The sequence below is a fragment of the Enterobacter cloacae complex sp. P17RS genome (assembly GCF_014895885.1).
Taxonomy (GTDB): domain Bacteria; phylum Pseudomonadota; class Gammaproteobacteria; order Enterobacterales; family Enterobacteriaceae; genus Enterobacter; species Enterobacter bugandensis.
Genome location: NZ_JADBQK010000011.1, coordinates 99,110 through 111,966, shown reverse-complemented (window position 1 = coordinate 111,966; position 12,857 = coordinate 99,110). Strand labels below are relative to the sequence as shown.

At 56.5% G+C, this 12,857-nt stretch carries 11 protein-coding genes and 1 riboswitch; of the genes, 3 read left to right on the top strand and 8 right to left on the bottom strand.

Annotation, left to right across the window (positions count from 1 at the left end; translation table 11 throughout):
• Positions 1-257: 257 nt before the first annotated feature.
• Together murI and btuB are read right to left on the bottom strand one after the other, a co-directional pair.
• The gene (murI, locus tag IM265_RS12260) at positions 258-1,109 is read right to left on the bottom strand and encodes a glutamate racemase (RefSeq protein WP_028014824.1); all 852 of its coding nucleotides are present in this window, start codon (positions 1,107-1,109) and stop codon (positions 258-260) included.
• Complete coding sequence (btuB, locus tag IM265_RS12255; protein WP_193031885.1) at positions 1,054-2,901, bottom strand: TonB-dependent vitamin B12 receptor BtuB; 1,848 nt, start codon at positions 2,899-2,901, stop codon at positions 1,054-1,056. Before btuB ends, murI begins: the two co-directional genes overlap by 56 nt.
• A 65-nt stretch (positions 2,902-2,966) precedes the next feature.
• Positions 2,967-3,143, bottom strand: a riboswitch (cobalamin riboswitch).
• 104 nt (positions 3,144-3,247) lie between these two features.
• Between btuB and trmA the strand changes: the two genes are divergently transcribed.
• Positions 3,248-4,348: a tRNA (uridine(54)-C5)-methyltransferase TrmA gene (gene trmA, locus IM265_RS12250; protein WP_193031887.1), complete on the top strand. Its 1,101-nt coding sequence runs from the start codon at positions 3,248-3,250 to the stop codon at positions 4,346-4,348.
• Between the two features lie 55 nt (positions 4,349-4,403).
• On the opposite strand, the gene IM265_RS12245 is transcribed toward trmA, so the two are convergent.
• On the bottom strand, positions 4,404-4,763 hold the full coding sequence (locus tag IM265_RS12245; RefSeq protein WP_008501783.1) for a YijD family membrane protein: 360 nt from the start codon (positions 4,761-4,763) through the stop codon (positions 4,404-4,406).
• Positions 4,764-4,772: 9 nt separating this feature from the next.
• Complete coding sequence (gene fabR / locus IM265_RS12240; RefSeq protein ID WP_008501784.1) at positions 4,773-5,411, bottom strand: HTH-type transcriptional repressor FabR; 639 nt, start codon at positions 5,409-5,411, stop codon at positions 4,773-4,775.
• A 196-nt stretch (positions 5,412-5,607) separates the two neighbouring features.
• Between fabR and sthA the strand changes: the two genes are divergently transcribed.
• Complete coding sequence (sthA, locus tag IM265_RS12235; RefSeq protein ID WP_045260262.1) at positions 5,608-7,008, top strand: Si-specific NAD(P)(+) transhydrogenase; 1,401 nt, start codon at positions 5,608-5,610, stop codon at positions 7,006-7,008.
• Here sthA and oxyR read toward each other — a convergent pair.
• The 4 genes from oxyR to argC all read right to left on the bottom strand — a co-directional run bounded on the left by oxyR (position 6,991) and on the right by argC (position 11,448).
• Entirely contained in the window at positions 6,991-7,908 is a 918-nt protein-coding gene (gene oxyR / locus IM265_RS12230; protein WP_025758848.1) for a DNA-binding transcriptional regulator OxyR, read from the bottom strand. The two genes, sthA and oxyR, sit on opposite strands and share 18 nt — an antisense overlap.
• A gap of 303 nt (positions 7,909-8,211) precedes the next feature.
• Positions 8,212-9,585: an argininosuccinate lyase gene (gene argH / locus IM265_RS12225; protein WP_045260261.1), complete on the bottom strand. Its 1,374-nt coding sequence runs from the start codon at positions 9,583-9,585 to the stop codon at positions 8,212-8,214.
• Positions 9,586-9,660: 75 nt separating this feature from the next.
• Positions 9,661-10,437, bottom strand: coding sequence for an acetylglutamate kinase (argB, locus tag IM265_RS12220; protein WP_126346086.1), 777 nt, complete (start codon positions 10,435-10,437; stop codon positions 9,661-9,663).
• 6 nt (positions 10,438-10,443) lie between these two features.
• Positions 10,444-11,448: an N-acetyl-gamma-glutamyl-phosphate reductase gene (gene argC, locus IM265_RS12215; RefSeq protein WP_041911806.1), complete on the bottom strand. Its 1,005-nt coding sequence runs from the start codon at positions 11,446-11,448 to the stop codon at positions 10,444-10,446.
• A gap of 88 nt (positions 11,449-11,536) precedes the next feature.
• On the opposite strand from argC, the gene argE reads away from it, so the two are divergent.
• Positions 11,537-12,688 (top strand): acetylornithine deacetylase, encoded by a 1,152-nt coding sequence (gene argE / locus IM265_RS12210; RefSeq protein ID WP_028014830.1) that lies wholly within the window; start codon positions 11,537-11,539, stop codon positions 12,686-12,688.
• Positions 12,689-12,857: the final 169 nt, after the last annotated feature.

Sequence of the window (12,857 nt, the reverse complement as noted above, 5' to 3'; positions counted from 1 at the left end):
ATAAATTGTTAAAGAGCAGTTGCAACGCGGCTTTCAGCTCACCGTTGCGAGGTCCCGTATATTACGTTTTCCTCATTCAGAGTCAAGCGATTATTTTCACTTTTCTCTGTTGGCGTTCATCTCTGAACCCCGCTAACCCGGCGGCCTGTAAGCCGTTGTTCCGTGTCAGTGGAGGCGCATTATAGGGAGTTCTCAGACGTTGACAACCCCTCTTTTAAAAAAAACTTTCAACCGTCTCTTTTTTGCTCAAAACCGTGCTACAGCGCCAGTTTTTCGAGCGTTTCAAAGCCATAACGGCGTAAAACGGGTAAAAGTTGCTCAGTCTCTTTCGTGATAGCCATGCAAAATGCGATATTTGCATCGGTAGATTTCGCATCCGGCGCTTCATGCTCCAGCAGCCAGGCCGTACGACGGGCGATCGCCGCACCAGAATCCACCAGCCGCGTCCCCTCCGGAAGCACTTCTAATAGCTCTTCCTGCAAGAGAGGGAAGTGGGTGCAGCCCAGCACAACCGTATCCGGTGGTTCGGGCATCCGCAGCCACGGACGAAGAATACGACGCAGCTCTTCGAGCGATACCGTCTCGCCGTGCAGTTTCGCTTCCGCCATCTCCACCAGCTCTGCGGAGCCAAGCATTGCAATCTGGCATTCGTTAGCAAAACGGTCGATCAGCTCGCGGGTATAAGGACGCTTCACCGTGCCACGCGTGGCCAGCAAGCCCACGATACCGTTCGCCGTCAGGCGCGCGGCAGGCTTTATGGCAGGAACAACGCCCACAACCGGGAACTGGAATTTCTCACGCAGGGCGGGAAGAGAAACGGTGCTCGCCGTATTACAGGCAATGACCGCCAGCGCAAGGGGATAGCGCTTTTGTACCGCGGTGACGATTTCAACCACGCGCTCAACGATAAAGTCCTCACTCTTCTCCCCATACGGAAAAGCGACGTTATCGAAGGCGTAGATGTAATGGAGATCCGGCAGGAGATGCCGAATCTCATCGTAGACCGAAAGCCCACCGACGCCGGAATCAAACACCAGCACGGTAGGGCGCGGATTAGAAGGTGTAGCTGCCAGACAAGGTGTATTCCCGTCCTGCAGTTTGGTAGCCATAAACTGTCTCGTAATCTTTATCGAACAGGTTGGCTATTTTACCACGAACTGTGAGGTGTGAGGTGACCGGATATGAAACTGCGACATCCCACAGGCTCACACCGCCCATTTTCACTTTTTCTGACGGATAAGAACCAAAATCAGTGTCGTAACGCGTGCCGAGATAGTGATACGTCAGGCTCCAGTCGAAATCATAGATCTGCGTATCGAGCTGATATTTCACCTGCTGCTTAGCACGACGGTCCAGAAGTTCGTTGGTCGCCGCATTGCGGGCATCCACATAGTCGTAGCCAACGGTATGCGTCAACGGACCTGTATCAAACGACGCCGTCGCTTCCACACCCTTAATGCGTGCTTTACCGACGTTGTAATATTCCTGAAGGTTATTATTGAAGTCGATGAGATTATCAACGTCATTACGATAGCCGGACACGCGCCAGCTCACGCCTGCCGTCAGGCCTTCAAACGCCCCTTCCCACTGCTTGCTCTCTTCAGGATCAAGATGGTCATTGCCATAGAAGCCATAGAGTTGACCCAGATTCGGGGCCTTATAGGCCGTACCATAAGAAGCAATGAAGCGGTAACCGTCCACGAACTCCCACGCTGCACTGCTTTGCCAGGTGCCACGGCGACCAAACTGAGAGTTGTCATCGCTGCGAACCGCCCCTTCCAGAGTGAAATCGCCCAGCTGCTGCAGCCCGGTCAGGTAGACGCCGGTGTTACGCAGGTCGTAGCCGTTGGTCACGTAGTTTGTACCCGGCTCGGTGCTCTGCTTCTGCCAGTCAACGCCCGCACCAATGTTCCCGTGCCCCACATCAACGGAGTTGAGCCACTGAACGTTGTACTGTTTGATTTCATCCAGCGTGGCAGTCGAATCGTAACGGCCCAAATTAGGGTCGTAGTTATAGTCTTTGCTGTGGCTATAGCTGGTGAGCAGCTGTGAATGGAATATATCCTCGTTGAAGCGTAATCCTGCGTCCCAGGTCTGGCTATAGAGCTGGCGGGTATCGACCAGAACGTCAGGGGTAAATGAGCTGTAATAACCGTCATAGGCCGTACGGTTGCTGTAGCCAAAGCCGCGAACAAATCCGCTCCACTGGTCTGAAAATGCGTGATCCAGTGCGCCGTAGAGCGTTTTATTCATAAATCCGTCGCGATCGGTCTGGGCAAGGCCACCATTGTTGCCGTCCGCAACCACATCGAAACCTTTGGTATAGGTGTAATCCCCCGCCAGCGTGACGCGCGTGCTGTCGCCCAGCGTTTGCTGGGTACTGCCGCCATAATTCTGGTAACCGTGCGACCCTACGCCGGCATTCAGCGTCGTATCGTCCTTCGCGCGAGTGGTAATAATGTTGACTACACCGCCAATCGCATCCGAGCCGTAGACCGCCGAACGCGGTCCACGAACATATTCGATTCGCTGCACCAGGGAGATCGGGAACTGGCTGAGATCGGACGACCCCGTGACGCCCGCCTGGTTAAGGCGAATGCCGTCAACGAGAATCATGACGTGGCTGGAGTTGGTGCCACGGATAAAGAGAGAAGAGAGTTGCCCCATCCCGCCATTTTGCGCCGTGTCCACGCCGGGCAAGCGACGCATAACGTCCAGCACCGAGGTTGACTGCCAGCGGTCAATATCGGCACGCGTAACCACCGACGTTGCTGCCAGAATAGTTTTTTCAGGTTGTTCAAAACGATTTGCCGTCACCACCAACGAGTCAGCGCTATCCTGCGCCCAGCCCGAAAATGCCGTGACGGACAGCGCCGTCAACAGCGATACTTTTTTAATCATTGTTAAAGCATCCACAATATAAGAAGGATGCCGCAGGCCTCATCTATAGCACGCGATGATGAAACCAAATGCGACGTGATCCCGGCAGGTCTTCGGGCTAGGTGGCGTTATACGGATGAAGACTTCCCATTTTCACAGTGTCTACAGCTCTCATCCCGCCAGTCTTTACCGCTGCGCGTCAGCTCCAGATTTTCACTGGATTCCCTTTTCACTCTCAGGAGACCGGAAACAGAATGCTACAATTAGACACGTATAGATGTCCAGACAGCTATTGGCCATTAAATCTGGACATCCCCTGAACAATCCCTACAATCCCCGCGTAATTCTTTATCACTCAGGACGCATCATGACCCCAGAACACCTCCCGACAGAACAGTACGACGCGCAGCTGGCCGAGAAAGTTGTCCGCCTGCAAAGTATGATGACGCCTTTCAACGCGCCCGTTCCCGAGGTGTTCCGCTCCCCTGTCAGCCACTACCGCATGCGCGCCGAGTTCCGCATCTGGCATGACGGCGACGACCTGTACCACATCATTTTCGATCAGCAGACCAAATCACGCATTCGCGTGGACAGCTTCCCGGCAGCGAGCGAGCTTATCAACCAGCTGATGACGCTGATCATTGAAGGCGTGCGCAACAATCCGGTGCTGCGCCACAAGCTGTTCCAGATTGACTATCTGACCACGCAAAGCAATCAGGCGATTGTCTCTCTGCTGTACCACAAAGCGCTGACCGACGAATGGCGCGAGCAGGCCGAAGCCCTGCGCGATGCGCTGCGTGCGCAGAACATCAACGTGCACCTGATTGGCCGCGCGACCAAAACCAAAATCATGCTGGATCAGGATTACGTCGACGAGCGTCTGCCGGTGGCGGGTAAAGAGATGGTTTACCGTCAGGTGGAGAACAGCTTCACCCAGCCGAATGCCGCGATGAACGTGCAGATGCTGGAGTGGGCGCTGAAGGCGACGGAAGGGTCTAAGGGCGATCTGCTTGAGCTGTACTGCGGTAACGGCAACTTCTCGCTGGCGCTGGCGCGTAACTTCGAACGCGTGCTGGCAACGGAAATCGCCAAGCCGTCGGTAGCGGCCGCGCAGTACAACATCGCCGCTAACCATATCGATAACGTGCAGATCATTCGCATGGCGGCAGAAGAGTTCACCCGGGCCATGAACGGTGTACGCCAGTTTAACCGCCTGGAAGGGATCGATTTGAAGAGCTATCAGTGTGAGACGATTTTTGTCGACCCGCCGCGTAGCGGCCTGGACAGCGAAACCGAGAAGATGGTGCAGGCGTACCCGCGTATTTTGTACATCTCCTGTAACCCGGAGACGCTGTGCAAGAATCTGGAAACATTAAGCCAGACGCACAAGGTTGAACGTCTGGCGCTGTTCGATCAGTTCCCGTATACGCACCATATGGAGTGCGGTGTACTGCTCACGGCGAAGTAACTAGCCGGCGTTTTTGGCAGGTGGCGCTTCGCTTACCTGCCCTACTCAGACCTCATTACTCTGGCAGTTGACTCTTGCGGCTACGCATGCGCGAGCCAATCCAGAACACCAGCGCCACGGACAGTACCGCAGGGAAGAAGTTAGAGCCGATATCCGGATACTCCGCGCGCACCACGGTGCTATACAGCAATACGCCCAGAATAAAACAGGCAGCGGCCAGCCCCGGTAACCCAACCGGCATCGTACGGTTCAGGTAACGCTGATGCAGGCAGTAGACCGTCAGCACCAGCGCAATAAGCGGGAAAATCGAAAATGGCACGATGGAGCTAAAAATAGCGGCAAACGTGCCATTAATGGATAAGCCAGCGATCAATGCCAGCAACAGCGTCCCTTTATCCTGACCTGACTGTTTCATTACTCACCTTCACTCTTCGGTTTGATGTGCCAGTTTCTCTTGTTCACGGCGATACCAGTAGTACGCGCCTTTGGAGATCATCCTGAGCTGCAATACCAGTCGCTCTTCAAGCTGCTTGCGTTGTTCAATGCTGACGTCCAGCGCTTCGGCACCCGCGCTGAACACAATCGTCACCATCGCCTCGGCCTGTGCTTCAGTAAAGGCACGCGGCATATGGTTTTCGAGTTCAAGATAGTCGGCAAGTTCCGCGATGAAGTGCTGAATTTCCCGCGCGACGGCGGCACGAAACGCTGCCGATGTGCCCGAACGCTCGCGCAGAAGCAGACGAAACGCGTTGGGGTTATTGCCGATAAATTCCATAAACGTCGACACGGAGGTGCGGATCACGCTGCCCCCTTTTGCGATACGCTGACGCGCCTGGCGCATCAGCTGGCGCAGCATCAAACCGCTCTCGTCGACCATGGTCAGGCCCAGTTCATCCACATCACGGAAGTGACGATAGAAGGACGTTGGCGCAATCCCGGCCTCGCGTGCGACTTCGCGCAGGCTCAAACTGGCAAAACTCCGCTCAGCACTCAGTTGACTGAATGCGGCTTCCACCAGCGAACGCCGGGTTTTCTCTTTTTGTTGTGCTCTTACGCCCATCACGATAGTTGAATCCTTCCAAAGGCCTGATGGCACTATACCAGAGAATAAAATTAATCTGTTTGCTCAGCTTTGTGAATGATTGTTTACGTGCGGTTTGTGCTCCACTGCCGGAAAAAAGCACAACGATAATTGGGTTACCCTGGCAATGATGTTATGATTCTGTTGCTTTTATGTATAAGAACAGGTAAGCCTTGCCATGCCACATTCCTACGATTACGACGCAATAGTTATTGGTTCCGGCCCCGGCGGCGAAGGTGCTGCTATGGGTCTGGTGAAACAGGGAGCCAGAGTAGCGGTCATCGAGCGCTACCATAATGTCGGCGGCGGTTGCACCCACTGGGGCACCATCCCATCGAAAGCCCTCCGCCACGCCGTTAGCCGCATTATCGAATTTAACCAGAACCCTCTTTACAGCGACCACTCCCGACTTCTTCGTTCCTCCTTTGCCGACATCCTGAATCACGCGGATACCGTCATTAACCAGCAGACGCGCATGCGTCAGGGCTTTTATGAGCGTAACCATTGTGAAATCCTGCAGGGCAACGCGCATTTTGTGGATGAACACACCCTGGCACTCGAATGCCACGACGGTTCGATTGAGACGATCACCGCTGAAAAATTTGTGATTGCCTGCGGTTCACGCCCTTACCATCCGGCCGACGTCGACTTCTCACACCCGCGCGTCTACGACAGCGACTCCATTCTGAGCCTGCACCATGAACCCCGCCACGTCATTATCTATGGCGCAGGGGTCATCGGCTGCGAATACGCGTCGATCTTCCGCGGAATGGATGTCAAAGTTGACCTGATTAACACCCGCGATCGCCTGCTGGCGTTCCTCGATCAGGAAATGTCAGACTCCCTCTCCTACCACTTCTGGAACAGCGGCGTGGTGATTCGCCACAACGAAGAGTACGAGAAAATAGAAGGCTGCGATGACGGTGTGATCATGCACCTGAAGTCCGGTAAGAAGCTGAAAGCCGACTGCCTGCTGTACGCCAACGGCCGTACCGGCAATACCGATTCATTGCGGCTGGAAAATATCGGGCTTGAAACAGACAGCCGCGGTCAGCTGAAGGTCAACAGCATGTATCAGACCGCGCTGCCGCACGTATACGCGGTGGGCGACGTAATTGGCTACCCGAGCCTGGCCTCCGCCGCTTACGATCAGGGCCGCATTGCCGCTCAGGCGCTGGTGAAGGGTGAAGCAACGGCGCATCTGATCGAAGATATCCCGACGGGGATCTACACCATTCCAGAAATCAGTTCCGTGGGAAAAACCGAGCAGCAGCTGACGTCAATGAAGGTGCCTTACGAGGTAGGTCGTGCCCAGTTTAAACATCTGGCGCGGGCGCAGATCGTGGGGATGAGCGTAGGTACGCTGAAAATTCTGTTCCATCGCGAGACGAAAGAGATCCTCGGGATTCACTGCTTCGGTGAACGCGCGGCGGAAATCATTCATATCGGTCAGGCAATCATGGAGCAGAAAGGCGGTGGTAACACCATTGAGTACTTCGTTAACACCACCTTTAACTACCCGACCATGGCAGAAGCCTATCGGGTAGCCGCGCTGAACGGCTTAAACCGCCTGTTTTAACGCGCTGTCGAAATGGCCATCCATCGCACCGCGGATGGCCTCTGCCAGCTGCTCATAGCGGCTGCGCAGCGGTGACCCTGGGCGATACACCAGGCCAATGGTGCGACGCGGCTCCGGCTTAATGCACGGCAGGTACACCACGCCATCACGCTTACGCTCGCGTGGCACGGCCAGCGCAGGCAGCAACGTAATACCGCTTCCCGCCGCCACCATATTACGCAGCGTTTCCAGACTGGTTGCGCGGAAGTGGGTATCTTCGTCAGCGCCCGCTTCGAAGCAGAAACCCATCGCCTGATCGCGCAGGCAGTGACCGTCTTCCAGCATCAGCAGCTTTTCACCGGCCAGATCGGCCATCGGCACGCGATCGCGGTTCGCCCACGGGTGATCTTCATAGATCGCCAGCATCATCGGCTCATCGAACAGCGGTACTTCAATAAACGCTTCGCTCTCTTTTACCAGCGCCAGAATGGCGCAGTCGAGCTTGCCGCTGTCCAGCTGCGCCAGCAGCTGATGGGTTTGCGCTTCGTGCAGGTACATTTCGAGTTTCGGGAACGTCTGGTGCAGCATCGGAATGATGTGCGGTAACAGGTACGGGCCAACGGTTGGGATCAGGCCAATATGCAGCGGGCCGGACATGGCCTCTCCCTGCTGGCTTGCCATTTCCTTGAGCACTTTGACCTCGCGCAGCACGGTGCGCGCCTGATCCACCAGCAGAAGACCGGCCTGGGTGAACAGCACCTTACGGCTGGTGCGCTCCAGCAGCATCACGCCCAGCTCGTCTTCCAGCTTGCGGATCTGCCCGCTCAGCGTCGGCTGGCTGACGTGGCAGGAATCTGCCGCGCGGCGAAAGTGACGATGCTCGGCTAACGCTACCAGGTATTCAAGATCACGAATATTCATTATTCATCCTCCGTCGCCACGATAGTTCATGGCGATAGATAGCATAGCAATGAACGATTATCCCTATCAAGCATTCTGTTGAATAATACGCCACATAGACGAGGCGGCCGTGTTTGACCCTTGACGTCCCCGCACCGTCAGCGAGTTTCTCTCAAAACTCGAACAACTAAAGCCAACGTGAACTTTTGCGGACCCCGTGGTCCGCTTTTTTTTTGCGTAAAAAAGCCTGGCGCTAAGCCAGGCTCCGTTTTTCTCCCTCTCCCGGCAGGAGAGGGCCGGGGTGAGGGCACCAGCCCGCACGGTTCAAATCAGGCGGTTTTTCGCATCCGCAATCGCCTGCGCCACCTGCTTCGGCGACACGCCGCCTTTCGCCGCACGTTTATCCAGGCAGGACTGCAGCGCCAGAATCGGGTACACATCCTCCCCGATCGCCGCGCTGAATTTTTGCAGGTCGGCAAGCGCCAGATCTTCCAGCGGTTTACCCTGACGAATCGCTTCCACTACCGCTTCGCCCACAATATGGTGCGCCTCGCGGAACGGTACACCCTTCGCGACAAGGTAGTCCGCCAGTTCAGTAGAGTTGGCATAGCCCTGCTGCGCCGCTTCCTGGCAGCGCGGACGTTTCACCTGAATACCGTCCAGCACCAGCGCGCCCATGTGCAGACAGTCCAGCCAGGTGTCGAGCGCGTCGAACAGCCCTTCTTTGTCTTCCTGCATATCTTTGTTGTACGCCAGCGGCAGCCCTTTCAGGGTCATCATCATGCCGGTCAGCGCGCCCTGCACGCGACCGCACTTGCCGCGGATCAGCTCCAGCGCGTCCGGGTTTTTCTTCTGCGGCATCAGGGATGAGCCTGAGGTCACGCGGTCGGACAGCTCAACGAAGCCCGCTTCACCGGAGTTAAAGAAGATCAGGTCTTCGGCAAAGCGCGAAAGATGCACCATCCCGATAGAGGCATTGGAGAGCAGCTCCAGCACGTGGTCACGGTCAGAGACGCTGTCCAGGCTGTTGCGGGTGGCGGAAGCAAAGCCCAGCCATCCTGCCAGCTGCTCGCGGTCGATTTCATACGCCGTACCGGCCAGCGCGCCGCTGCCCAGCGGGCTGACGTCCAGACGCTTCAGGGTATCTTGCAGACGGCTTTCGTCACGCGCCAGCATCTCAACGTAGGCCAGACACCAGTGCGCAAAGGTCACCGGCTGCGCGCGCTGCAGGTGGGTATAACCCGGCATCACCGCGTCCTGATTGTTCTGCGCGGTCTCTACCAGCGCACTTTGAAGCTGACGGTTGGCCGCCAGCAGTTCGCCAACGGTCTCTTTACACCACAGCTTCAGGTCGGTGGCGACCTGGTCGTTACGGCTACGGCCGGTGTGCAGCTTTTTACCCAGCTGGCCGACTTTGTCGATCAGCTTGCCTTCCACCCAGCTGTGAATATCTTCGGCATCGCTCTGCAGGATTTGCTGCGGATCCAGACGCACCTCTTCCAGCAGGTTGTTCAGCGCCTCTTCCAGCTGCTGCTGTTCGTCTGCGGTCAGTACGCCAACGGTCACCAGCGCTTTGGACCAGGCCACAGAGCCGACAATATCCTGTTCGGCCAGGCGGTAGTCGAAGCGCAAAGAGTCGTTGAACTGTTTGAACCGCTGATCCGCTGCCTGTGTAAAACGCCCACCCCAAAGTGCCATAACATCGTTCCTTTATTCGTTAGTTCCGCCGGGTGCGCTTCGCTTACCCCGGCCTACGGTCATTCAATAAAAAACTTACGCCAGAATACGCGTGCCAATCGGCGTGCCGTTAAACAGCGCCGGGAGCTGCTCCGCGTGACGCCAGGAGGCGATATCCACCGGGCGGCCCAGCGTGCGCGCTGCATCCAGCGCGGCGTTCACTTTGACGATCATGCCGTCGGTAATAATGCCCTGAGCGATCAGCTGCTCGGCTTTGGCGGCGGTCATTTCCGCTATGCGCTGGCCTTTACCGTCAAGAATGCCGCTCACGTCGGAGAGCAGGATCAGGTCTGCGCCCAGCGTGGCCGCCAGCGCGGTTGCCGCCTGGTCCGCGTTAACGTTCATCAGCTCGCCCTCTTCGGTCACGCCTATAGAGCTCACCACCGGCAGGAAACCGCCTTCCAGCAGGGTGTTAATCAGCTTAGGCGAACCTGGCTGCGCCAGTCCAACATGGCCGAGCTCTTCGTCGAGCTGGGTCACTTTTACGCTGTCACCGTCGCCCAGGTAGAGGCCAACGGACGCAATATGGTGTTTCTTCGCCCATGCCAGCAGCGTTTTGTTCGCCGTGCCCGCCAGCGCGCCGGTAATGATGTCAATCTGGTCAGCAGGCGTGACGCGCAGGCCATTTTTCTTTTTTACCGGCAGATTCAGCGCTTTCATCAGCTCATCCACCACGCAGCCGCCGCCGTGCACAATCACCAGCGGACGCTGGTGCGATTCGCGATAGTTCACCAGCGCGGTAAACAGGCGCTCCAGCGCTTCTTCGCTGTCCAGCAGTACACCACCGAGTTTGATAATTAATGGGTTCATCATCACACCTTAAATAAGAGCCTGCGTTTCAGGGAAGCCGAAACGAATATTTGCACACTGCATTGCCTGTGCGGCAGCGCCTTTGAGTAAGTTATCTTCTGCGGCGACCACAATCAGATGCTCGCCCTGTACGGCAAAGCCGATATCGCAGAACGGCAGGCCAACCACGTTTTTGAGCGCCGGCACGCCTTTGTCGTACAGACGCACCAGCGGTTTATCCGCATACGCTTGCGTGAAGGCCTCGCTCACCTGCTCTTTGGTCACGCCCGACTTCAGGCGGCAGGTGATGGTTTCGAGGATCCCGCGCGGGAAGCTGCCCAGGTGCGGGGTAAAAATCACCTCCGCGCCCAGATGGGTGGTGATTTCAGGGTGATGGCGGTGATTAAACACGCCATACGGCTGAAGGCTCACTTCGCAGAAGCTGTTGGAGATAGCGGCCTTGCGCCCCGCACCGCTCACGCCGCTGGTGGCGTTGATCACCGGCCACTGGCTCAGATCCAGCAGACCGGCGTCGATCAGCGGCTTCAGGGAGAGCTGCGCCGCCGTCGGGTAGCAGCCCGGAACGGCAATCAGGTCCGCTTCTTTCAGTTTATCCGCACTCCACTCCGCCAGGCCGTACACCGCTTTTTCAAGCAGATCCGGATGCTGATGAGTGAAGCCGTAATATTTTTCGTAGAACGCGCCGTCGTTAACGCGGAACGCGCCGGAGAGGTCAAACACCACGCAGCCGGCCGCCAGGAACTGCGGCGCCAGGTCGTGGCTGACCTCGTGCGCGGTGGCTAAAAACACCACGTCGACGCCGTCGGTAAACTCGCTGATGTCAGACATCGGCTGCAGCGGCAGATCGACCATGCCCTTAAGCTGCGGATGCAAATCGGAAATTAACTTTCCTGCATCATTGCTTTGCGCTGACACGGTCAAAGCGGTTATGGTCATATGAGGGTGGCGATTTACGTAGCTTACAAGCTCTGCGCCCGCATAACCGCTAGCGCCTACAATCAGCGTATTCAACATCGGGTTCCTTTATGCTCAACGTTAATGTATTTTTATTCACATTTATTGCATGAATATTGATACTATCACGACCTAAGGTGTGTCAACAATGAAAATGAACTTACCGCCATTTATCGAGATCTACCGCGCCCTGATTGCCACACCGTCCATCAGTGCGACCGAAGAAGCGCTGGATCAGAGCAATGAGTCTTTAATCAATCTGCTGGCGGGTTGGTTTAGCGATCTTGGGTTTAACGTTGAGGTTCAGCCCGTCCCCGGAACACGCCACAAATTTAACCTGCTCGCCAGCACCGGAACCGGCGCGGGCGGCCTGCTGCTGGCCGGCCATACCGACACCGTACCGTTTGACGATGGCCGCTGGACGCGCGATCCGTTCACCCTGACCGAGCATGACAACAAGCTCTACGGTCTGGGCACCGCCGACATGAAAGGCTTCTTCGCCTTTATCCTCGACGCGCTGCGTGACGTGGACGTGACGAAGCTGAAAAAACCGCTCTACATTCTGGCAACCGCCGATGAAGAGACCAGCATGGCGGGCGCACGTTATTTCTCTGAAAACACGTCGATTCGTCCGGACTGCGCGATCATCGGTGAACCGACCTCTCTGCAGCCGATTCGTGCGCACAAAGGCCATATTTCTACCGCGGTGCGCGTGCTGGGCCAGTCCGGTCACTCCAGCGATCCGGCGCGCGGCGTGAACGCCATTGAGCTGATGCACGACGCCATTGGCCGCATTATGACCCTGCGCGACGATCTGAAAGAGCGGTATCACTACGAGGCATTCACCGTGCCGTATCCGACGCTGAACCTCGGTAGCCTGCACGGCGGCGATGCGTCCAACCGCATCTGCGCCTGCTGCGAACTACATATGGATATCCGTCCGCTGCCGGGCATGACGCTGAGCGATCTGGATGGCCTGCTGAATGAAGCGCTGGCCCCGGTGAGCGAGCGCTGGCCGGGACGCCTGACGGTCTCCGAACTGCATCCGCCAATACCGGGCTACGAATGCCCGCCAGACCATCAGCTGGTTCAGGTGGTGGAAAAACTGCTCGGCGAGAAAACCGACGTGGTGAACTACTGCACCGAAGCGCCTTTTATTCAAACGCTTTGCCCGACGCTGGTCCTCGGCCCTGGCTCCATTAACCAGGCCCACCAGCCGGATGAATATCTGGAAACCCGCTTCATCAAGCCCACCCGCGAGCTGATTACCCAGGTTGTGCATCACTTCTGCTGGCATTAAAACCGCACCGAAAAGTCCCCTCTCCCTGTGGGAGAGGGTTAGGGTGAGGGCAACAAATCGCATGATCACCGTCACATTTCCATAAGCATCTCTTATCTGACGCAATGCGAATTAAATTTCGTAAATTGCCCGCATTTATTCGTTTGCTGAACCGTTTTCGCAGCAATTG